General features: G+C 66.7%; 17 protein-coding genes. 9 read left to right on the forward strand and 8 right to left on the reverse strand.

Translation table 11 applies throughout. The features are described 5' to 3' along the window. The first annotated feature begins 9 nt into the window (after positions 1–9). The 3 genes from AUL28_RS03265 to AUL28_RS03275 are packed head-to-tail and all read left to right on the forward strand — an operon-like array spanning position 10 to position 4,291. Positions 10–3,318: a response regulator gene (locus AUL28_RS03265; protein WP_192843387.1), complete on the forward strand. Its 3,309-nt coding sequence runs from the start codon at positions 10–12 to the stop codon at positions 3,316–3,318. After that, complete coding sequence (locus AUL28_RS03270; protein WP_058599976.1) at positions 3,315–3,701, forward strand: response regulator; 387 nt, start codon at positions 3,315–3,317, stop codon at positions 3,699–3,701. The genes AUL28_RS03265 and AUL28_RS03270 overlap by 4 nt, the downstream gene beginning before the upstream one ends. Further along, positions 3,701–4,291: a DUF533 domain-containing protein gene (locus AUL28_RS03275; RefSeq protein WP_062230650.1), complete on the forward strand. Its 591-nt coding sequence runs from the start codon at positions 3,701–3,703 to the stop codon at positions 4,289–4,291. The genes AUL28_RS03270 and AUL28_RS03275 overlap by 1 nt, the downstream gene beginning before the upstream one ends. On the opposite strand, the gene AUL28_RS03280 is transcribed toward AUL28_RS03275, so the two are convergent. Then, positions 4,269–4,697, reverse strand: a complete 429-nt coding sequence (locus tag AUL28_RS03280; RefSeq protein ID WP_058634661.1) for a CBS domain-containing protein — start codon at positions 4,695–4,697, stop codon at positions 4,269–4,271. The two genes, AUL28_RS03275 and AUL28_RS03280, sit on opposite strands and share 23 nt — an antisense overlap. A gap of 257 nt (positions 4,698–4,954) precedes the next feature. Here AUL28_RS03280 and glgX point away from each other — a divergent pair, with 257 nt between their 5' ends. Then, positions 4,955–7,234 (forward strand): glycogen debranching protein GlgX, encoded by a 2,280-nt coding sequence (gene glgX, locus AUL28_RS03285; RefSeq protein ID WP_374701405.1) that lies wholly within the window; start codon positions 4,955–4,957, stop codon positions 7,232–7,234. Positions 7,235–7,649: 415 nt separating this feature from the next. Here glgX and AUL28_RS03290 read toward each other — a convergent pair whose 3' ends face one another. Further along, positions 7,650–9,623, reverse strand: coding sequence for an AI-2E family transporter (locus AUL28_RS03290; protein WP_244493399.1), 1,974 nt, complete (start codon positions 9,621–9,623; stop codon positions 7,650–7,652). A 324-nt stretch (positions 9,624–9,947) separates the two neighbouring features. Here AUL28_RS03290 and AUL28_RS03295 point away from each other — a divergent pair, with 324 nt between their 5' ends. The 3 genes from AUL28_RS03295 to AUL28_RS22515 all read left to right on the forward strand — a co-directional run bounded on the left by AUL28_RS03295 (position 9,948) and on the right by AUL28_RS22515 (position 10,818). Then, complete coding sequence (locus tag AUL28_RS03295) at positions 9,948–10,211, forward strand: hypothetical protein (RefSeq protein ID WP_062230652.1); 264 nt, start codon at positions 9,948–9,950, stop codon at positions 10,209–10,211. After that, positions 10,183–10,515 carry a hypothetical protein gene (locus AUL28_RS03300; RefSeq protein WP_062230653.1) on the forward strand — a complete coding sequence of 111 codons (333 nt, stop codon included), beginning with the start codon at positions 10,183–10,185 and terminating at the stop codon, positions 10,513–10,515. The genes AUL28_RS03295 and AUL28_RS03300 overlap by 29 nt, the downstream gene beginning before the upstream one ends. Before the next feature lie 126 nt (positions 10,516–10,641). Next, complete coding sequence (locus tag AUL28_RS22515; RefSeq protein WP_156419874.1) at positions 10,642–10,818, forward strand: hypothetical protein; 177 nt, start codon at positions 10,642–10,644, stop codon at positions 10,816–10,818. Between the two features lie 82 nt (positions 10,819–10,900). Here AUL28_RS22515 and AUL28_RS03305 read toward each other — a convergent pair whose 3' ends face one another. The 5 genes from AUL28_RS03305 to AUL28_RS03325 form a co-directional block, all read right to left on the reverse strand. Next, complete coding sequence (locus AUL28_RS03305; protein WP_058599982.1) at positions 10,901–12,511, reverse strand: tripartite tricarboxylate transporter permease; 1,611 nt, start codon at positions 12,509–12,511, stop codon at positions 10,901–10,903. Positions 12,512–12,750: 239 nt separating this feature from the next. Then, positions 12,751–13,230: a tripartite tricarboxylate transporter TctB family protein gene (locus AUL28_RS03310; protein WP_062230654.1), complete on the reverse strand. Its 480-nt coding sequence runs from the start codon at positions 13,228–13,230 to the stop codon at positions 12,751–12,753. Further along, positions 13,230–14,186, reverse strand: a complete 957-nt coding sequence (locus AUL28_RS03315; protein WP_058599984.1) for a Bug family tripartite tricarboxylate transporter substrate binding protein — start codon at positions 14,184–14,186, stop codon at positions 13,230–13,232. The genes AUL28_RS03310 and AUL28_RS03315 overlap by 1 nt, the downstream gene beginning before the upstream one ends. A 265-nt stretch (positions 14,187–14,451) precedes the next feature. Further along, positions 14,452–16,965 carry a sensor histidine kinase gene (locus AUL28_RS03320; RefSeq protein WP_062230655.1) on the reverse strand — a complete coding sequence of 838 codons (2,514 nt, stop codon included), beginning with the start codon at positions 16,963–16,965 and terminating at the stop codon, positions 14,452–14,454. Then, the gene (locus tag AUL28_RS03325; protein WP_062230656.1) at positions 16,965–17,678 is read right to left on the reverse strand and encodes a response regulator transcription factor; all 714 of its coding nucleotides are present in this window, start codon (positions 17,676–17,678) and stop codon (positions 16,965–16,967) included. Before AUL28_RS03325 ends, AUL28_RS03320 begins: the two co-directional genes overlap by 1 nt. 197 nt (positions 17,679–17,875) lie before the next feature. On the opposite strand from AUL28_RS03325, the gene AUL28_RS03330 reads away from it, so the two are divergent. Further along, positions 17,876–19,201: an NAD(P)H-dependent oxidoreductase gene (locus tag AUL28_RS03330; RefSeq protein WP_062230657.1), complete on the forward strand. Its 1,326-nt coding sequence runs from the start codon at positions 17,876–17,878 to the stop codon at positions 19,199–19,201. 103 nt (positions 19,202–19,304) lie between these two features. Beyond that, positions 19,305–19,739 (forward strand): lysozyme inhibitor LprI family protein, encoded by a 435-nt coding sequence (locus tag AUL28_RS21970; RefSeq protein ID WP_082640223.1) that lies wholly within the window; start codon positions 19,305–19,307, stop codon positions 19,737–19,739. Between the two features lie 64 nt (positions 19,740–19,803). Here AUL28_RS21970 and AUL28_RS03340 read toward each other — a convergent pair whose 3' ends face one another. Then, positions 19,804–20,799 (reverse strand): cell envelope integrity protein TolA, encoded by a 996-nt coding sequence (locus tag AUL28_RS03340; RefSeq protein WP_062230659.1) that lies wholly within the window; start codon positions 20,797–20,799, stop codon positions 19,804–19,806. Between the last annotated feature and the right edge of the window lie 4 nt (positions 20,800–20,803).

Below are 20,803 nucleotides of genomic sequence, written 5' to 3' on the forward strand. Positions count from 1 at the left end.
ATGGGGCGCATGGGGCTTCTTGCCGCGCTGCTCCTGGTTCTGGCGATCGCCGCTTTCGGCTGGACGGTCTGGCAGTCGCGCCAGCGCGACGCGCGCATCGAGGCCAATACCGAGGTCGGCACGCAGACCGAGCGCTTCCTGTCGATGATCGTGACGCTCGAAACCTCCTCACGCGGCTTCGTGCTGGGCGGGACGGAAGTCTTTCTGGAACCCTATCGCCTGGCCGAAGCGGGGCTCGACGCGCAGCTCAACCGCATGTCCCAGAGCTGGGAGGCGGCGGGTGCGGACCCCGCCCGTCTCCAGCGCCTGCGTGATTTGACGGCGGCCGAACGCGCCTTCGAGGCCGATGTCGTGCGCCTGCGCACCGATGCCGGCTTCGAGCCGGCGGCCGAACTCGTGCGCTCCAGCCGGGGGCGCGAGCTGATGGACGACATCCGCGCCGAGGTGGCGACCGTGCAGCGCAACGCGCAGATGCGGGTCGATGCGGCGACAGCGGCCGGGCGGCGCACCGATCTCATTTCCAATCTCGCGTTCCTGCTGGCCGTCGCCTCCGCCGGATCGCTCGCTATCCTGGCTTTCCGCCGGCAGCTTGAAGGGCGGCGCCATGCCGACCTTCTCAACTCGGTCATGCGCAACGCGCCGATCGGCACCGCGTTCGTGTCGCGCGATCTGAAGCTTGGGCGCATGAACGAGGCGTTTCGCGAGGCCTTGGCCGAGAACGAGCGCAAGCCGCGCGCGGGCGACGAGGCGCTGGCCCTGTTTCCGAACGACCAGAAACGCCTCACGCGCCTGTTCGACGAAACGCTCCGGCGCGGCGCGATCCACAATGACGTGGAGCTTCGCGTCGGCGAAGGGGATGAGGAGCGCGTGTTCCTTGCGAGCCTCTATCCGCTGCGGGCGGAAGGGCGAAAGACCGCCTCCGAAATCGTCGGCGCAGGAATCGCGCTGATCAACGCTACCAAGCGCGTGCGCGCCGAGGCGCGGCTCGCCGCTTCCGAAAGCCGCTTCCGCTCCCTGATCGAGGCGACCTCCGCCATCGTCTGGTCGGCGCCGAACTCAGGTCGGTTCAGCGGCGAGCAGCCCGGTTGGGCACGGTTCACCGGGCAGAGTGAGGAAGAATACAGCGATTTCGGCTGGGTCAGCGTGCTCCACCCCGACGATCGCCAACGCTCGGCCGACGCCTGGAAGGCGGCGGTGGAGGCGAAGGAGGTCTACAAGATCGAGCATCGAATCCGGCGTGCCGATGGCGAATGGCGCGATATGATCGCGCGCGCCGTGCCCATTCTGGGAGCCGACGGCCAGCTCGTGGAGTGGATCGGCACCCACACCGACATCACCGATCAGAAGCGCACGGCCGCCGAACTCGGCGAAACCAACGAGCAGTTCCGCGCCATCGCCGACAACATTCCCCAGTTCGCCTGGACCGCCAAGCCCAACGGCGAGATCTATTGGTACAATCAAAGGTGGTTCGATTATACCGGCTCCACCATGGACGAGATGCGCGGCCACGGCTGGATCAAGGTCCACCATCCCGACCATGTGGAGCGGGTGCGTGAGGGGCTGGTGAAGCGCTTTGCCGAGGGGCTGCCGTGGGAGGATACGTTCCCGCTCCGCGCGGCCGATGGGTCCTATCGCTGGTTCCTGTCTCAGGCCATCCCGATCCGGGACGAGATGGGCGTGATCCGCCGCTGGTTCGGCACCAATACGGATGTCACCAGCCAGCGCGCGGCCGAGGAAGAACTTGCAGCCGCCAAGGAAAGCGCGGAGAACGCCAATCGCGCCAAGTCGCAGTTCATCGCCAATATGAGCCACGAGCTGCGCACGCCGCTCTCGGCCGTGATCGGCTATGCGGAAATGCTGGAGGAGGAGGTCGAGGATCTCGGCCAAGCGCATCTTCTCACCGATCTCAAGAAGATCGAGGGCAATGCGCGCCATCTCCTCAGCCTCATCAACGACGTGCTCGACCTCTCTAAGATCGAGGCCGAGCGCATGGACATCTATGCCGAGAGCTTCGGCGTCGCGGCCGTGATCGATGAAGTGGCTTCCACGGTGGGCTCGCTGGTGGCCAAGAAGTCGAACCGGCTGGAGTTGAAGCTCGACGGCGATCTCGGCACCATGCACACCGATCAGGTGAAGCTGCGCCAGTGCCTGATCAATCTCTTGTCCAACGCCTCGAAGTTCACCGAAAACGGCACCATCACGCTGCATGCCGTGCGCTCGGAAGGCGACGGGCGCGACTGGATCACCTTCGAGGTCAGCGACACCGGCATTGGCATGACGCATGAGCAGGTCGGTCGCCTGTTCGAGCGCTTCACACAGGCCGACAGTTCGACCACGCGCAAGTTCGGCGGTACGGGCTTGGGGCTCGCCATCACGCGCGCCTTCTGCCGCCTGCTCGGCGGCGATATCGGCGTGCGCTCGGAAGAGGGCTCGGGCACGACCTTCACCATCCGCATTCCGGCCGAGGTGGAAACGCCGCCCGAGGTCGAGAGCGGCGCCGACACAGTGACCATCGGCGAGGCGACGCCGCATGGCGCGGCCGGTCTGGTGCTCGCCATCGACGACGACCCGCATGCGCGCGAACTCATGATGCGCTTCCTGACCAAGGAAGGCTTCTCCGTGCGCACGGCGGCCGACGGTATGAGCGGGCTGGAACTCGCGCGCATGGTGAAGCCGGACGTAATTTTGCTCGACGTCACCATGCCCAAGATGGACGGCTGGACGGTGCTGACGGAGCTGAAGGCCGACCCGGATCTCTCCGAAATCCCGGTGATCATGATCACGATCATCGACGAGCACAGTCTCGGCTTCGCGCTCGGTGCCTCGGACTATCTCCTGAAGCCGGTGGAATGGAGCAAGCTGAAATCCGTCATGGCGCGCTACCGCACGCCCGACAATTCCCTGGTTCTGGCTGTCGATGACGACGAGGACGCGCTTCAGCGCACCGCGACGCTCCTGGAGCGCGAGGGGCTGGACGTGGTGACGGCGGTGAACGGGCAGGAAGGGCTGGAGCGCGTCGCGGTCCAGAAGCCCGGCCTGATCCTTCTCGATCTCGTCATGCCCGTGATGGACGGGTTCGGCTTCCTCAATGCGCTGCGCTCGCGCGAGGAATGGCGCGACATTCCCGTGCTCGTGCTCACCTCCAAGGATCTGACGCGCGAGGAGTTCGAGCGCCTCCAAGGCCAGACCCAGCGCATTCTCATGAAGGGAGACGTGGACCTGAGGGAGCTTGCGGGCCAGATCCGCGTTATGACACGCAAACAGACGAGCGAAGCGCTGCCCGACGGGCGGACAAGCGAATTGGAGAATGTCCGATGACCCGTATCCTGCTGGTGGAAGACCACGAAGAAATCTGGGACTTCCTGTCGCGCCGTCTTCAGCGCCGGGGCTACGAAGTCATCCTCGCCCATGACGGGCAGGACGGCGTGGACAAGACCAAGGTCGCCGCGCCCGACATCGTGCTTCTCGACATGAACCTGCCCGTGCTCGACGGCTGGACGGCGGCGCGCACCATCCGCGCCGACCCGTCGATCCCCCGCATTCCGATCATCGCGCTGACGGCCCATGCCATGTCCGGCGACCGGGAAAAGACGCTGGCCGCGGGCTGCGACGACTATCACGCCAAGCCGGTGGATTTCTCGCGCCTGCTCGGCCAGATCGAAGCCCTGCTGCCGGCCGCCACCGAACAGGCCGCCACCTGATGGGAATGGACTGGCTCTGGCGCTTTGCCGGCCGCGCCGCCGGCCCGCGTGACGGGCAGGGGCTGGCGCTGGAGACGCTCGATCTCACAGCGGCCGTACCGCCGGTCGCGGAGGCCCCTTCCGCCATTATGCGCCGGCAGCGGGACGCGGCGCTGAAGGTTCTGTCCGCCAAGGTGCTGGGGGCGCATCTCGCCAACCGGCATCAGATTTCCTACCCGCTGACGATCGACTTCCGCTCCATGGCGGAGGACGAGCGGAACTTCCTTCTGGATGCGGCGGCAGCGGCCGCGCTGTCGGGTGGTGAGAACGAGACCGCGCTGGCGGCCGCCTGCGAGCGGCTGTCGCGGCGCGGCGCGGATGAGGCGGCTTTGTCCCGACTGCGCACGAAGGTGGCCGGCGCGCCGCCTTCGGTCAACGCCATCGTGGAGCGGGCACGGGGCATGGACCGCGCGGCCCATGCCTATGCCGTGTCCCTGATCGCGGCGGGCTCCCGCGCCCCGGCGACCCAGCTTTACCTCACCTATCTGGCCGCGCGGCTCGGCCTGTCGCAGGAGGTGGTCGGCAGCGTCAACCGACGCTACCGCGACTGATCTCGGCCAGCCCGTCCTGCACCGTGCGTGAATCCAGAAGCAGCTTGCGCGAGAGGTCGGCCAGCGTCACCCAGCCGACGACCCTGCCGCCCTCGCTGCGCACCGCCAGCCGGCGAACGTGATTGGCCGCCATCAGATCCATCGCGGTCTGGAGGTCGTCGCTCTCGCGGCAGGCGATGACGGGGGAGGAGAGAATGTCGCGCGCCTCGACCTGCGCCGGATGCAGGCCGCGCGCCACCACGCGGTAGAGAATGTCGCGGTCGGTCACGACTCCCAGCAATTCCTCGTCGGAGCCGATCGGCAGGGCGCCGACATCGAGTTCGCCCATCATGACGGCCAGCTCCGACGCGGGGTCGCCGGGCGCGGCATATTCGACATGCCGAGTCATGACGGCTTCGATCTTCATGGTCCTGTATCCCCTCGTGCAATCCTTGCCGCGCTTGAACGCGGCAGGTCGCGAAGAGTTCGCCGCAGGGTGCGCCCGCTTCACCGAACCGTCGAACCTTGCCAAGCGTTGTTACGCACAACCCTCGAGACGTCGGAATGCGTTCCGTTCGTCAGTCGGCAAAATCCTCGTCGGTGATGTCAACTCTTCGGGAACCAAACGGGGCTTTCGATGCTTTTCACGCTCGCAGTCTTCCTCCTGACGCGAGAACTCACTCCGTGAACATTCAGAACCCAACGGCTTCGCTGTTGAAGAGCCTCCCCCGTGTCACGCGCAAAGGCACGCGGGTCGAGGCCGGCCGGCCCTTTCCCCGTGGCGCGACATGGGACGGCTTCGGCGTCAATTTCGCTCTGTTCTCGGCCCATGCGACGAAAGTCGAGCTTTGCATTTTCGATGAAAAGGGCGAGCGCGAGATCGAGCGCATCGTCCTGCCGGAATACACGAACGAAGTGTTCCACGGCTATCTGCCCGACGCGCGCCCCGGCCTGATCTACGGCTACCGCGTCCACGGCCCTTACGAGCCCGACAATGGCCACCGCTTCAACCCCAACAAGCTCCTGCTCGATCCCTATGCCAAGCAGCATGTGGGCGAACTGACTTGGGATCACGCGCTGTTCGGCTACACGATCGGCCACAAGGACGGCGATCTCTCCTTCGACGAGCGCGATTCGGCGGCCTTCGTGCCCAAGAGCCAGGTTATCGACCCCGCCTTCACCTGGGGCACCGAGCGCCGGCCGAACGTGCCGTGGGAGCGGACGATCTTCTACGAAACCCATGTGAAGGGCTTCACCCAGCGCCATCCCTCCGTGCCGGAGCGCGATCGCGGCAAGTTCGCCGGCCTCGCCCATCACGACGTGGTTCAGTATATCAAGAGCCTCGGCGTCACCTCGGTCGAGCTTCTGCCGATCCACGCCTTCGTGGACGACAGCTATCTCGTGGAAAAGGGCCTGCGCAATTACTGGGGCTATAACACGCTCGGCTTCTTCGCCCCCGATCCGCGCTATATGGGCACGCCCTTCGTCAACGAATTCAAGGAGATGGTCTCGACCTTCCACCATGCCGGGCTGGAAGTGATCCTCGACGTCGTCTACAACCACACGGCCGAAGGCAACGAGAACGGGCCGACGCTCTCCTTCAAGGGCATCGACAACGCCTCCTACTATCGCCTCTTGCCCGACAACAAGCGCTACTACATCAACGACACGGGCACGGGTAACACCGTTAACACCTCGCACCCCCGCGTCATGCAACTGGTCATGGACAGCTTGCGCTACTGGGCCGGCGAGATGCATGTGGACGGGTTCCGCTTCGACCTCGCCACCATTCTGGCGCGCGAGCCGACTGGCTTCTCGGAAGAGTCCTCGTTCCTCCACGCCACGATGCAGGACCCGCTCTTGACGCAGGTCAAGCTGATCGCCGAGCCCTGGGACTGCGGCCCCGGCGGCTATCAGGTCGGCCGTTTCCCGCCCGGCTGGGCGGAGTGGAACGACGGCTATCGCGACACGATCCGCGCCTATTGGAAGGGCGACGAGGGCAAGGTTCCGGCCGTCGCCTCCAAGATTTCGGCTTCGGCCGATCTCTTCGACAAGCGCGGCCGCCGGCCTTGGGCCTCCGTCAATTTCGTGACCGCCCATGACGGTTTCACGCTGCACGATACGGTTTGCTACAACGACAAGCACAACGAGGCGAATGGCGAAGACAATCGCGACGGCCACTCGCACAATCTTTCCTACAATCACGGCGTCGAAGGCCCGACCGACGATCCCGAGATCAACAATGTCCGCTTCCGCCAGCTGCGAAACTTCTTCTCGACGCTGCTCTTCTCGCGCGGCACGCCGATGATCCTGGCGGGCGACGAGTTCGCCCGCACGCAAGGCGGCAACAACAACGCCTACGCGCAGGACAACGAGATCGGCTGGGTCGACTGGAACGTGACGGAGGAGGGTGTCCAACTCGTCGAGTTCGTCCAGAAGCTCATCCGCCTGCGTCAGGCGCTGCCCATGCTGCGCCGAGGCCGCTTCCTGCACGGCACGTTCGACGAGGAGATTGGCGCCAAGGACGTCACTTGGATGTCACCCTCGGGCGGCGAGATGCAGGATGGCGAGTGGACCGACACAGGCGCGCGCTGCTTCGGCGTGCTGCTCGATGGCCGCGCCCAGTCGGAAGGCATTCGCCGCGTCGGCTCGGACGCCACCATGCTGCTCGTTCTCAACGCGCATCATGACGTCGTGAACTTCAAGCTGCCGTCTGCTCCTGGCGGCCGGCGCTGGGCCTGCATCATCGACACGAACATGCCGGACCGCGACGAACTCGTGCCCTTCGAGTTCGAGACGGACTACATGGCGACGGGCCGTTCCTTCCTCGTCTTCCTGCTTGAGCCGGAAAACGGCACGGACTCGTCCGACGATGCGCATCAGGCCTTCGCACACGTGGCCGAAGCCTTCCGCCAGGCGGCGATCGACCGCGTTCACATCATGCGCCCGGAGGGCGTGGACTGACCGCATCCGCATCAAGTGAGAACAGACAAAGGGGCCGCGTCGAAGGACGCGGCCCCTTTCGTTTTGGCAGGCTGCAGGGGGAGGCGGCAAACGGCGCTACGAAAAGGGCAAGCCGCATCGCTCCATCTCGATGCCCGTCACCTTGCCGCTTGTTCCTTGCCACGCGCCCGCTGGCCGCTTGCCCCTTCTTCAACGTTGGCTCTCGTCTCGGCCTCCCGTTCTCGCGAGCGCTCGGTTTCGCTTTGGCGATCCCCCCGCTCCCTCCAGACGGCACCGCCTCCTGCATGCATCATGAAGCCTTGGTTGAGACGCCGGGAGGGGGGCAGGCCTTCGTGCCGCACGCGCCGCCCAACGCAAAAGGCCCGCCGTGACGGGCGGGCCTTCGAGACAACGGGCGTGAGCGTAATGGGCTATCCTACATCGCGACGGCCGAGGCCTCCGCTTCCACCACATTGCCGGGGCGCTCGGGAGACTGTTTCGGGCGGGGCTCGGGTGTCTGCGCCAGCTTCTGGCCGGACATTTCGAGGGCTGCGGCGAGCGCCTTGTTTAGCGTCGTCACCAGCGCATCGGCGTGAACGCGCCGCTGCAGCTCCTGCAACATGGCGGGGTCGCGCTGGCGCCAGATGCCGATCATGATGCGCGCGCGCGGTGCCACGCGATGCACCTCGCGCACGGCCTGTCGCAGATGCACGGTCGAAAGCGGCTCGATGAAGGAGAGGCAGACCAGCGCCACGCCTTCGGCATCCTTGCGGGACGGTGGGTTCTGGCGCAGTTCCGCCAGAGACAGATGCCGCGCGCCGAGCCCATGGCGCTCCAGAACCTGCGTCAGCATGGTCGCGACCGTCTGGTCCAGCGCATTGCCGCCGGACAGGCAGACGACCGGCGTCGGCCCGCGCCATTCGGGCGCGAGGTCTTCCTTGCGCTGGACGATGCGCGTGACCTCCTGATCGGGGCCGACCGCATCCACCGCCGCCGCCGCCTCGGCCGTCAGATGCGCCTTGCGCCGGCGTGAGGGGCGAAGCGTGCCGACCTCTTCGGTGAGTTCCAGCGTCGCCGCGCGCAACACATCTAGCCGCTCTCCCTTTACGGCGAAGCGCGCCACGTCCTCATGCGCGATGCGAAGCCCCTCCAGCGCCACTTCGTCATAGTAGGTCGCCAGTTCGCGTTCGCGCAGGAATTCGCGCGCCTGATCGGCCGCTTCCTGCGGCGCACCGGCCAGCATCCGTTGATAGAAGATCTGCGGCGGCGAGAGCGCCGGCCGGTCGCCGAACATGACGTCGATAAAGGCGAGGCGCTGCACATGCCGGCCCATGACGACGAGGCAGATGGTGAGCGGGGTCGCGAGAATCAGACCGACCGGCCCCCAGAGCAGCGCCCAGACCGTGGCCGCCAGAAGAATGGCGACGGGCGAGAGCCCGGTGGAATGGCCGTAGAGCACGGGCTCGACCACGTTGCTGAGAAGCGCTTCCGCGCCGAGATAGAGAACCGCCGTCCAGATCACCATGGACCAGCCGGGATCGACCGCGAAGGCCAGAAGCATCGGCAGGCCCGCGCCGACGAAGCCACCGACATAAGGGATAAAGCGCAGGATGCCGCCGAGAATGCCCCAGAGAACCGGGCTCGGCACGCCGAGCAGCCAGAGACCCAGCGCCGTCATCGCACCGAAGGCGGCGTTCACGCCAAGCTGGAACAGGAGAAGCTTCGACAGGCGTTTGGCCGCGTCGTCGATTGCGGCGGTCGTCTGTTGCAGATCGTCCGTGCCGGCCAGTCGGATGAAGCGGTTTCGAAGATCCTCGCGCTGGAGCAGGATGAAGATGGCGAAGATGATCACGACGCCGAAGGTCGCGATGGGCGAGAGAAGCGGCAGGGCGACCGCGCTGATCGTCTCGAACAGGCTGCCCGAATTCTCCACCGTCACCGGGATGGGCTTGGGCGCGTTGGCGTCCCCTTCCGCGGGAGCGGCAAGCTTCTGGATGTCGGCGGCCATCTCTTCCAGTGCCACGGCCGCCCGGCTGAACGGCCCGTTGCCCTGCGATTGCGCCGATTCCGACAGGGAGCGCAGCTTCTGCTCGACCGTCACGCGGTAGGACGGGATTTCGCCAACCAGCCCCGTAACCTGCGTCGCGATTAGGAAGCCAAGCCCGAGGATGACGACGGTCGCGACCAGGATCGCACCCGAGATGGCGAAGATGCGAGGGATGCGGTGCCGCTGCAGCTTGATGACGATGGGTGCGAGAATGAAGGACAGAAGGATGCCGAGCGCGAAGGGAACGAAGATTTCACGCCCGAGATAAAGGATCGAAGACACAGCCAGGATCAGGACCGTTACCGCCAGCGCGGTGAACAGAGGCAGCGCGCGCCGAAGCATTTGCGAGGTAACGATATCCAAGGCAGCATCCTTTGGTCGCGCGAAACCGATCGCAGCGTCAACCTCGCCGAATGCTGGAAACGGAACGAGGTTCCTTGTCCGGTGCAAATTTCGAGCCGGACTCAATAGGGCTCGGGACAAAGGCCCGTTTGCTCCGCGCGCCCGGTAAAACTTTCCTCTCCGTCTCTTGTTGCCTTGGCTCCCTTGCGGGGCCGACGACGCCGACCGTAGAGCCGTTTTGATCCTCGCGATCTGTCTCGCGCGTCCCGTGCTGCTTCAGCCTGGATGGGCAAGAGCGGGGCTGGCCCGCTGGCTTCGGGATTGTCAACCAGGAAGGGTTCGGACGTGGAAACAGGCGATATTCTCTATTTTCCCAACGGGCCGTTCCATCACATCGGCATGGCCTACGACGCCAGAACCGTGATCCACGCCAATCACAAGAAGAACTTCCACAAGACATCCGACCAGTACGAGACCGGAAGCCAGAGCTTCTACATGTCGGAAGGGGCCGGAGTGGAGCATTTCCGGCCGCCGGGCCAAGTGTTCGAATGCCGACGCGCGCAAGGCGGAGTTGCAGCGAGTGGCCGACGCGATCGCGGCGGGCGCTGAGTACGGCAAGTATCGCGCTGTCAGGCTTTTTGCCGGGGACTCCGCCTTTGGGCCGGAGGCCTTCACGCGGCTGATGAAATATCGCGAGCGGTACGAGATGGGGAAGGCGACGCCCGACCGCTTTTCGCAGCCGGGCAACGAGGTGATCAAGACTGTGACCTGCTCCGAGGCCGTGATCATCGCCTATCAGCTGACGTTCCCGCTGGGAGAGAGGCCCTTCTTCATCAATCTCGACGGGGCTCACGCCATGCCCAATACGCTGAGAACATGGCTCAAGGCGAGCGGCTGGCAGAAAACCCGATAGGTTCAATCGATTTGATGGTCGCCACTTGCGAGCCTTTGCGTTTTTGCATGGCTCCCTCGCCGTGGCGTCTCTTCTAAGCGGAGCGCGAAACGCCCATCTTCTTCTCAACAGATCGAGGAGAAGAAGATGAGCAGCACGTCCCGCATCCGCCAGTTCGGCCACCAGATCCGCAGCTTCGCGGACACGATGAGCGGTGCAGTCGCCTGCGCCGCTGCCGCCGAGGCCGGCAAGCGCCCGAGCCGTGCGGCGCTGAAATCGGCCGGCATCGACCCGGAAGCCTTCTACGGCATCAAGCGCGGCTGAACGCTGTCATCCTCTTCCGCTAACGACAAAGGGCAGCCCCTCGCGGGGCTGCCCTTTTTGCATGGCTTCGATGTGGGAGCGCTTAGTCCTCGTCGGAGGCCATGGCCGAGAGGAGCTTGCCACGGCCCCGAGCGCGCAGGATCATTGGGACGACCAGGGCTAGGACCGCGAGGGTCAGGAGCGTCACCGCCAGAACCGAGTGAACGAGAATGCTCGGGTCACCCTGGCTGATGGCCAGCGCCCGGCGCAGCTGCTGCTCGGCCATGGGGCCGAGGATCAGGCCGACCACGACAGGCGCGATCGGATAGCCGAAGCGGCGCAGCATGTAGCCGAGCAGGCCGAACAAGAGCAGCATCCCCAGTTCCACCGCCGAGGGGTTGGCGCCGATGCAGCCGAGCGTCGCGAAGACGAGAATGCCGGCATAGAGCCAGGGGCGGGGGATCGTGAGCAGCCGGACCCAGACGCCGATCAGCGGCAGGTTCAGAACCACCAGCATCAGATTGGCGATCAGAAGGCTGGCGACGAGGCCCCAGACGATCTGCGGTGAGGTGATGAAGAGAAGCGGGCCGGGCTGGAGGCCGAACTGCTGGAAGGCGGCGAGCATGATGGCGGCCGTCGCCGAGGTGGGCAGGCCGAGCGTCAGCAGCGGAACCAGCGTGCCGGCGGCCGAGGCGTTGTTGGCCGCTTCCGGGCCGGCGACGCCTTCGATCGCGCCATGGCCGAACTCTTCCGGGTGCTTGGAGAGGTTCTTTTCCATGGAGTAGGAGAGGAACGTGCCGATCTCGGCGCCGCCCGCCGGCATGGCGCCGATCGGGAAGCCGACCGCCGTGCCGCGCAGCCAAGGCTTCCAGGAGCGCTTCCAGTCTTCCTTGGTCATCCAGAGTGAGCCCTTCACGGCCTCGATCGTGTCGGGCGTGCGGCTGGCGGCGGCGGCGACCACGAGGGCTTCGCCGATGGCGAAGAGCGCGACCGCGAGCGTCGTCACTTCGATGCCATCCAGAAGATTGGCCGAGATGCCGCCGAAGAGCGACGACAGGCTGGCCCAGAGCGCGTGCAGAGGGGCCGTCGGATCGGCCGCCATCTCACGGAAATACTTGGCGACGGGCGTTAGCGTCAGGCGCGCCTGACCGGTCTGCAGGTCGATGCCGACAAGGCCGAGCGTCAGGCCGAGCGCGAGGCTGGTGAGCCCGCGCAGCGCCGAGTCGCCGAAGGCGGCCGAGACGGTGACGAAGGCGAGGATCATCAGCGCGAAATATTCGGCCGGGCCGAAGGACAAGGCGAACGAGACGATGACGGGCGCGAGAAACGCAAGGCCCAGCGTCGCGATCAGGCCGGCGACGAAGGAGCCGATGGCGGCTGTGGCGAGCGCAGGGCCGCCGCGCCCCTTACGGGCCATCTTGTTGCCTTCGAGCGCGGTGATGATCGAGGCGCTTTCGCCCGGCGTGTTCAGAAGGATCGAGGTGGTCGATCCCCCGTACATACCGCCATAGTAGATGCCGGCGAACATGATCAGCGAGCCGGCGGCGTCGAGCTGGTAGGTGACGGGCAGAAGCAGCGCGACCGTCAGCGCCGGACCGATGCCCGGAAGCACTCCGACCGCCGTGCCGAGCGTCACGCCGATCAGCGCGTAGAGAAGGTTCATGGGCTGGGAGGCCGTCATGAGGCCTTGGCCCAGAAGGGCGAATGTATCCATCGGCAGAACCCATGCGGGAAGGAAGGGGCGAGCCGCAGCGAGGCGGAGCGGATGCGGTGCGGTCGGGGCAGGGGGCGCTGAAGGCGCCGGGGCTCGTCCCGGTCTGCTGTGTTGAAGCGGCTGGCGTCGGCCGGCGAGCCGGGGGAGGCTCAAGGCACTCTCGCCAAAAGCCTGACTCCAGCGTGGCGTATGCGCTCAAGCGCCGAATGTGAAAGCCGAACCGGCTTTCACGCAAAGCCTTAAAAGAACAGGCGCTCCAGCGGACCCGCCGGCAGCGACAGGCGCAGAACCTGCGAGAACAGAACCCAGATACCAAGGCTCATGAGAATGCCGAGCGGCACCGAGAGATAGAGCTTTCGCTTGCCGAAGGCGCGGGCCGTGGCGGCGAAGAGCAGGCCCGTCGCGATCGAGAAGCCCGCCGTGTTCAGAAGGATCAGCTGCGCCGCGAGGCCGCCGACGATCCAGGCAATGGGGCCGAACTCGTCATGGTCGCGCTCGGGAAACTCGCCGCGCCAAGCCTCGACGATGGTCCAGACCGAGAGCGCGAGAAGCACGGCGGCGATCACATAGGGGAAGGTCGCCGGGCCGATACGGGCATAGTTGCCGCCACCGATCCCACGCGCGTCCAGCCCGACAAACAGGCCGAGAATGCCGATGCCGATGCCGATGGCCAGCGCCGCCCGATCGGGGCGGCGCGCGGGGTTGGACAGGTCGGTCATTATTGGACGAGACCGATCGCAGTGAGCACCTGCTTGGTGTCGGCGATGTTCTTGGCGAGCTCGGTCTTGAACGCGTCACCGGCCAGGAACGTGTTCTGCCAGTTGTTGCGCTCCAGAACCGCCTTCCACTCAGGGCTGGCGACCATCTTCTCCAGATTGCCGATCAGCGCGGTCTTCTGCTCGTCCGTGATGCCGGGCGCGCCGGCGACCATGCGCCAGTTCTGAAGGGTCATGTCGATGCCCGACTCCTTCAGGGTCGGAGCTTGCGAGCCCGCGACGCGCTGGGCGCCCGTGGTGGCGAGCAGGCGCAGCGTGCCCGCCTTCACTTGGGACTCGAACTCGCCGTAGCCGGAAATGCCGGCCGCGACCTGCTGGCCGAGAATGGCCGCCAGAGCTTCGCCGCCGCCCGAGAAGGCGATGTAGTTGATGGCCTTGGGGTCCGCGCCCACGGCCTGCGCCAGCAGGCCGGCCGCGATATGGTCCGTGCCGCCGGCCGAGCCGCCCGCGATCGCCACCGCGCCGGGGTTCTGCTTCATGGCCGCAGCCAGATCGGCGATCGTCTTGTAGGGGGAGGAGGCGGGCACGACGATCGCTTCGTCCTCGCCGGTGAGGCGGGCGAGCGGGGTCACTTCGTCCAGCGTGACGGGCGAATTGTTGGTCAGGATCGCACCGACCATGACATAGCCGCCGACGAGCAGCGCGTCCGGGTTGCCGGACTTGGTGGAGACGAACTGCGCGAGGCCGATCGTGCCGCCGGCGCCCGGAACGTTGATCACCTGCACGTTGCGGGCGAGCTTGGTGTCCTGCAGCACGGTCTGCATGGCGCGGGCCGTCTGGTCCCAGCCGCCGCCCGGCGAGGCCGGGGCCATGATCTCATAGGCCGGCGCGGTCTGCGCCAGGGCCGAGGTGGAGGCGAGGGCGAGCGCGACGAAGGCGCCGACGATCAAGGACTTCATGTGGATTCCTCCCGAAACGAATACCGAATGGTTTTTGGCCGTGGACGGTCAAATCGCAGGGGAAGGGACGCAGCAAGAATCGAAATCGGTTGTGCCGGCGAATGTCCCTCCAGACATTCGGGCGGCGCGAAACGCGGCTGCAAGCGTTTCGCAGGTCTCCCATCGACTGCACGTCCAGCCTCCCCGGCCGTCGCGTCCAGACTAACCTCGCGGACCTGTCAAAAACCTGTCAGGCGGCTCGGGTGTTTTGGAATTGTTAAAGGTTTCAATGAGGGGAGACGATTTCCTGCCAAGTGGCAAGGAAGCGCTCGCGCCGCTGCCGGTCGAGGCCGACGAGAAGCGAAGGGCCGAAGCGGATCGGCTGCACCGCGCCTTGACCGAGCGAGGCGATGCGATCGGCCGTCCAGCGCCCGTCCGCGCCGGGCAGAAGCGCGCCAAGCGCGGCCGGGCCGGCGAGGATCGCCTGACCGGCGGGCGAAAGGGCGAACTCGATGAAGGCTTCGGCGAGTTCGGGCTGCGGCGCGTCCTCGGGGATGAGAAGCGAGCGGGAAAACACGAGCACGTAATCGTCCGGCACCACGATGCCGATGGGCGCGCCGGCATCGGCCCGCGCGAAGGCATAGGAGCCGATGATATTGTAGCCCATCGCGAGATCCCCCGTCGCGATCCGGTCGAGGATTTCGGGGCTTGAGGCGGTGAGTTGCACCCGCGCTCGCCCGAAGGCGGCGGCCAGACGCCAGAAATACGAGGAAATGGCCTGATCCTGCGTCGCCAGGAGATAGCCGACGCCGCTGCGCGCGACATCATAGGTGCCCACGCGCCCGAGAAAGCGCTGCGGCTCGCGCTCCAGAAGCTCGGCCAGTTCCAGATGGGTGCGCGGCGCTTCCTCGGGCTTCACGAGGTTGGTGTTGTAGACGATCACGGCCGGCTCGAAGGTGAAGCCGAAGACCTCCGATCGCCAGCGCGCCCAGTCGGGAATCGCGGCGAGCCGCATCGGCGCAAACGGGCGCACCAACCCTTCGTTGACGAGCTTCACCTGAAGATCGGAGGCCGAACTGACCACGAGATCGGGCGCGGTCTTCTGCCCCGACACGAGCTGGTCATAGACCGCCCGGCTTTCGTTTTCCTCGTAAGCAACGGCGATGATCGGATGGGCCGCCTGAAAGGCGCGGATGAGATGGGAGAAAAGCCCCGTGTCGGTCGCGCCCAGAATGTGAAGCGTGGCCGCCGCCGGCTTTTCGCGCGCTGGGAAGTCGGCGGCCGCCTCGGCCGGGCGGGGCGCCAGAAACGCGCCAGCGATGACGGTGAACAGCGCCAGGAGGGCGAGCACGTGGCGGCGATCCGGCGCTGGCGGCTGTGAAGCCGACGTGGCCTCGGCCGGCAGGCGAAGATGCACGGCGAGCCCGCCGCCTTCGCGGTCACGCAGCAGCACCGCGCCGCGATGGGCCTCGGCCACGCGCGCCACGATGGCGAGCCCCAGGCCCGAGCCCCCCCGGTCGATCCGCGAGCCCGCCTCGCCTCGGCGGAAGCGGCCGAAGACGAGGGGCTTTTCATGGTCGGGGATGCCCGGACCCCGGTCGCGCACGGCGATGTCGAGCGCCGGGCCGTCCCGCGCAATCGAAATCTCCACCTCGCCTTCGCTATAGCGCAGGGCATTGTCCACGAGGTTGCGGATGGCTTCGCGCAGCACCACGCGGTCGACATCAAGCTCCGCCTCGGCAGCATCGGGCGCGATGGAAAGGCTCACCCGATCCGACAGATCGGGGCTGAGGCGTCGGACCACTTCCTGCGCCAGCGGGGCGACGGGTGTGGGCTCGGGCTGGTTTTCGAGACGGTGCGTCACGGTCGCGTCCATCAGAAGCTGCGAGACGAGCTGGCTCGCCTGCACGGCCCCCTCGTGAATGCGCTCCACATCGCGCCGCAGTGCGGCCGGGTCGCGCTCGGCCAGCGCCAGCTCGGCCTGCGCGCGCAGCGAGGCCAAGGGCGTGCGCACCTCATGCGCGGCTTCCGCCACCAGCGCCTCCAGCCGTTCGCGCGCGAGCTTCAGCCGGGCGGTGAAGCCGTTCAGCGCGCCGACGAGTTGCGCGGTCTCGGACGGGGTGGGGAGTTCGACGGGCGAGAGATCGTCGGGCGAGCGCTCGCGTAAGTGCGTCTCCAGCGACAGGAGCGGAGCGAAGGCGCGCCCGATCCCGGCCCAGAGAAGCAGCAGCGCCAGAAGCGTTAGGAGAAGGATCGGCCAGAGCGCGTTGTGGAGGATTTCGCGCGCCAAGGCGTCCCGCTCACCGCGTGTCTCGGCGACGCGGATCGTCACCCAGCCCGTGCCCTCGGCGGTGGAGACGAGCCGCCCGACGCTCGCCACGCGCACTCGATCGTCGCGGAACGCCTTGTCGGCGAAAACGGGATCGCTGCCCGTGGCCGGGGCCAGCCCCTCGGACAGGTCGGCTTCGCCCGTGACGTTCTGCCCTTGCGGCGACTCCACGGCGTAGAATATGCGGTCCTCGCCCGAGAACATGGCGAAGGAGGCGAGCGGCAGTTCCACCGTGACCCGGCCGGCCTCCAGCTGCACCGCGCCGCCGATCGTCAGCGCCGAGGCCGCGAGCAGCCGGTCGAAGGCGCGGTCGGAGGCGCGTTCGGCATAATCTCGGATATAGACGACCAGCGCGAAGGCGGCGGCCAGAAGCAGCGCCCCGCCAAAGAAGAGAATGCGCTTGCGGATCGAGACGGGGCGTTTGGCACGTGCCCTCTTGCGCCGATCCGCGCGGGCGAGGGTCGGCGGCATCAACCGCCCAGCCGCTCGCCGGTCGCCTTGGGCTTGCTGGCAGGCTCGCCGGCAACGCGCGCGACATAGCCCGCCCCGCGCACGGTGGCGATCTCGACGGAAGCCCCTTCCAGCTTGCGGCGCAGGCGCGAGACGTAGAGCTCCAGCGCGTTGGTCGAGACCATCTCGTCATAGGAGAAGAGCTGCGCCATCAGCTGCTCCTTCTGCACCACGACGCCTGGCTTTGAGAGAAGGATTTCGAGCAGGCGAAACTCCCGCCGGCCGAGATCCACAGCCCGGCCGCCGACGGTGACGAGATGGCCCGCCATGTCCATTTCCACGTCGCCGACCCGCGCTAGACTGGTGGTCTGCCCGGCCGGGCGGCGCAGGAGGGCGCGCAGCCGCGCTTCCAACTCCCGCAGGTCGAAGGGTTTGACGAGATAATCGTCCGCGCCCTGATCCAGAAGGCTGATCTTGTCGTCGATCTCGGCTCGCGCGGTGACGACGAGAACCGGCACGCTGGAGCGCCCGCGCCTCAGCTCGGCGATCACGGAAATGCCGTCGCGCCCCGGCAGCGAGAGATCGAGGATCACCGCGTCGAACGGCTCCAGCGCGAAGGCTTCCAGCGCATCCTCGCCCGAGCGCACCCATTCGACCGAATGGCCGGCATTGCGCAGGTGCCGGTTCACCGCGTCTCCCAGCCCCTCATTGTCTTCCACCAGAAGCATACGCATGGCGACGGGCTGCCTGTTCCATCCCCGGACATTCGATCCGGTGCCAGCATAGGGAGGCCCCGGCGGTTTGCAAACCGTCCGGCGTCTCTGTCGCGGTGGCTCACGGTGGAAGGTGGTTGATCCCAGGGCGGTGCACCCCTTATCCCCAGACAACGCCGCGCCACTCTGGCGCGCGAGGAACGAGGGGGCCGTCGGCCATGGACAAGATCGCGCGCGTGGGCCTTGCGGCCGAACTTCTGGCCTATGCGCAGGAGCGCGGTCCCGTCACGGTCGGCCTTGCGGGTGCGGGCCAGATGGGCACCGATCTCATGGTTCAGCTTCTCCTGATGCCGGGCGTCCGACTCGGCGCGGTCTCGACCTCCAAGGCCGACCGCGCGCGCGAGACGTTGCGCTTTGCCGGCTACGAGGCGGGCGCGGGGCGCTCGGCCGAAACCCCTGCCACTGTCGATGCCGCGATCGAGGCCGGCGATGTCGCGATCGTCGAGGATTTCCGCACCTTCTGTGCGGCGGGGCGGATCGATGTCGTGATCGATGCGACGGGCAGCCCCAGCGCGGGCACGCGCATCGCGCTCGAAGCCTTTCGCAACGGCAAGCATTTGGTCATGCTGAATGTCGAGGCCGACATCACGATCGGCCGCTATCTGAAAGCCGAGGCCAAGCGCGCGGGCGTCGTCTACACGGGCGCGGCCGGCGACGAGCCGCAATCGACCATCGAACTGATCGGCCTTGCCCAGTCGCTCGGTCTCGACATCGTCTGCGCGGGCAAGGGCAAGAACAACGCGCTCGACTTCTCTGCCGTCCCGGCCGATTACGAGGCGGAAGCGGCCCGGCGCAACATGAATGCGCGCATGTTGGTGGAGTTCGTGGACGGCTCCAAGACCATGGTGGAAATGACCGCCATCGCCAATGCGACGGGCCTGAAACCCGACGTGCCGGGCATGCACGGGCCGGACGCCTCGTCCGAGCGCTTGGCGCAGGTTCTCTGCTCGAAGGAGGATGGCGGCATTCTTTCGCGCCCCGGCTGCGTCGATTACACGATCGGCAAGGGCGTCGCGCCCGGCGTCTTCTGCATCGTGAAGCCTCGGCATCCGCGCGTTCTGGAGCGTATCGCCGATCTCAAGGTCGGCCCCGGCCCCTGCTTCGCCCTCTACCGCCCGTTCCATCTCACCTCGATCGAGGTGCCGCTGTCGGCGATCCATGCCGTGATGCGCGGCGCGCCGCATCTGGAGCCCCTCGACCATCCGGTCGGCGAATGCATCGCCGTCGCCAAACGCGATTTGGCCGTGGGCGAAACGCTCGGGCGCATCGGCGAAACCCAGTATCGCGGCTTCGCCATGACCTGGGAAGACGCCCGCGCCGCCGGCGGCCTGCCGCTGGGTCTGGCCGAGGGCGGCGTGGTGACGCAAGCGATCAAGGCCGGTGAAAAGCTCACCTACGCCAACTGCGCACCGGATGCCTCGCTGGAGGTGACGCAGATTCGCCGGCTCCTGGACGAGGCGGACGCGCGGTTCGTGAGGGCTTGATTTGGAGGGCTCGATCCTTGGGATCGAGCGCTTCGCCATGACTGTCTCAACTGCGTATTCGAAAGGCCTTTGACCAAAGGCTCATGGAAGCGGGGCATCGAACGTGCAGGAAACTGCCGCAGATGTCGCGCGCCTTCAGGCTTGTGTGGAAGCAGCCCATTCCGACGCTGCCAAAAGCGAATGTATCGGAACGGTCGTTCGCTCCTGTGAGAGTGCTTCCTCCCAAGAACCTGTTTCCATCCAGACTTATTTCTGCCGGTCGCGAGAGGCTGGGGCCTGGGACCGGCTGCTGAACAACAATTTCAAGCGGCAGCTTGAGATGATCCAAGGTTATGATGATGATCCTGCGTTGAAGGCGAGACAGGTCGAAACGTTGCGGGTGGCTCAACGGCTCTGGGTTCAATTTCGCGACGCCGAGATGGATCGGATGGAAGCGAATTCGCAAGGCGCGGCATCGACTTGGGTCTTGGCCAATGTCGAATTTGTCAGAATGGACATGACGGCCCGCCGTGCCATCGAACTGGATTGGTCTTCGTAAAGGCCGAAGAAAGCGGCACGGTCTGCTGGAGAACGCAGATCGTGTCGCTTCCAGGCCGCCCCGCCTAAGACTTGTAGTGGAGCGGCAACGTCACGGATTTGCTGGCTCCCGATGGCGGAGACGCGAACGGGCTGGCCCGGCGCACGACGTCGAGCGCCGCTTGATCCACGACCGGATTGCCGGACGAGCGCGCCAAGCGGATGTCGGATGCCGCACCCGATGGGCCGACCGTGAACGTTACCGTCGCCGTGCCGCCTCCACCCCGACGAAGTGTGCGCGTGAAGCGCATGACGCGAGCCCGAACCTGCGATTGCCAGCGTGCCTCATCCGTTGCTGAGGGGGATTTGGGCGCTCCTTGCGTTGATGGCGCGTTGGACGCCTGCGCGGCGCGAGATGGAGGCGGGGCGGCGCGCGGCTTCTGCGCGCGAGGCTTGGCCTCTTCGCGCGGGCGCTCGCGGCGGGGTTTGGGCGCTGCCTTGCGCTCCTGCGCTTTTTCCACGACGCCCGGGCGCTCGGGCGGCGTCGGGCGCGGCAGCGGCACGGGCGCATTCGCCGCCACCTCCGGCGGCGCTTCCATCTTGGGGAGTTCGGGCAGCGGCTCGGGTTCCACCATCGGCTCGGGCGGCGGCGGTTCGGGCTGGGGCTCCGGCTCCACGACCGGCTCGGGGACGGGCGGCTCGGGCTCGGCCACAGGCTCCGGCGGCGCGGGATCCGGGGGCGCGGGTTCCGGCGGAACAGGTTCGGGCGGCGGCGCGACGGGTTCGGGCGTCGGCTCCGGTGTCGGTTCGGGCTGTGGCTCGGGCGGTGCCTCTTCGGGGGGCGCTTCGGTCAGCGGGGCGTCAGCGGCCGGGGCGCTCGGCGGCGGCGCGGGTGGGGCGAGGTCGATCAGGACGGCCGCGTCCGGCGCGCCCTGCGGAGGCGCGACGGGCGGGGGTATCTGCGAGACGAAGAAGGCTGCGCTGGCATGAACCGCGACCATGGCGATCGCGGCCGTGCTCCAGCGCAGCGAGGCCAGCCAGCGTCCGCCGCGCTCTCCCGAAGCTGAGATGGGAAGGGTCATGAGA

Origin of the sequence: Aureimonas sp. N4, assembly GCF_001463925.1 — a bacterium.
In the GTDB taxonomy this organism is placed as follows: domain Bacteria; phylum Pseudomonadota; class Alphaproteobacteria; order Rhizobiales; family Rhizobiaceae; genus Aureimonas; species Aureimonas ureilytica_A.

What these genes read in the sequence shown, in the direction of transcription:
- AUL28_RS03265 (WP_192843387.1), top strand. Translation starts at nt 10, where the DNA reads ATGGGGCTTCTTGCCGCGCTGCTCCTGGTTCTGGCGATCGCCGCTTTC.
- AUL28_RS03270 (WP_058599976.1), top strand. Translation starts at nt 3,315, where the DNA reads ATGACCCGTATCCTGCTGGTGGAAGACCACGAAGAAATCTGGGACTTC.
- AUL28_RS03275 (WP_062230650.1), top strand. Translation starts at nt 3,701, where the DNA reads ATGGGAATGGACTGGCTCTGGCGCTTTGCCGGCCGCGCCGCCGGCCCG.
- AUL28_RS03280 (WP_058634661.1), bottom strand. Translation starts at nt 4,697, where the DNA reads ATGAAGATCGAAGCCGTCATGACTCGGCATGTCGAATATGCCGCGCCC.
- AUL28_RS22515 (WP_156419874.1), top strand. Translation starts at nt 10,642, where the DNA reads ATGAGCAGCACGTCCCGCATCCGCCAGTTCGGCCACCAGATCCGCAGC.
- AUL28_RS03305 (WP_058599982.1), bottom strand. Translation starts at nt 12,511, where the DNA reads ATGGATACATTCGCCCTTCTGGGCCAAGGCCTCATGACGGCCTCCCAG.
- AUL28_RS03310 (WP_062230654.1), bottom strand. Translation starts at nt 13,230, where the DNA reads ATGACCGACCTGTCCAACCCCGCGCGCCGCCCCGATCGGGCGGCGCTG.
- AUL28_RS03315 (WP_058599984.1), bottom strand. Translation starts at nt 14,186, where the DNA reads ATGAAGTCCTTGATCGTCGGCGCCTTCGTCGCGCTCGCCCTCGCCTCC.
- AUL28_RS03320 (WP_062230655.1), bottom strand. Translation starts at nt 16,965, where the DNA reads ATGCCGCCGACCCTCGCCCGCGCGGATCGGCGCAAGAGGGCACGTGCC.
- AUL28_RS03325 (WP_062230656.1), bottom strand. Translation starts at nt 17,678, where the DNA reads ATGCGTATGCTTCTGGTGGAAGACAATGAGGGGCTGGGAGACGCGGTG.
- AUL28_RS03330 (WP_062230657.1), top strand. Translation starts at nt 17,876, where the DNA reads ATGGACAAGATCGCGCGCGTGGGCCTTGCGGCCGAACTTCTGGCCTAT.
- AUL28_RS03340 (WP_062230659.1), bottom strand. Translation starts at nt 20,799, where the DNA reads ATGACCCTTCCCATCTCAGCTTCGGGAGAGCGCGGCGGACGCTGGCTG.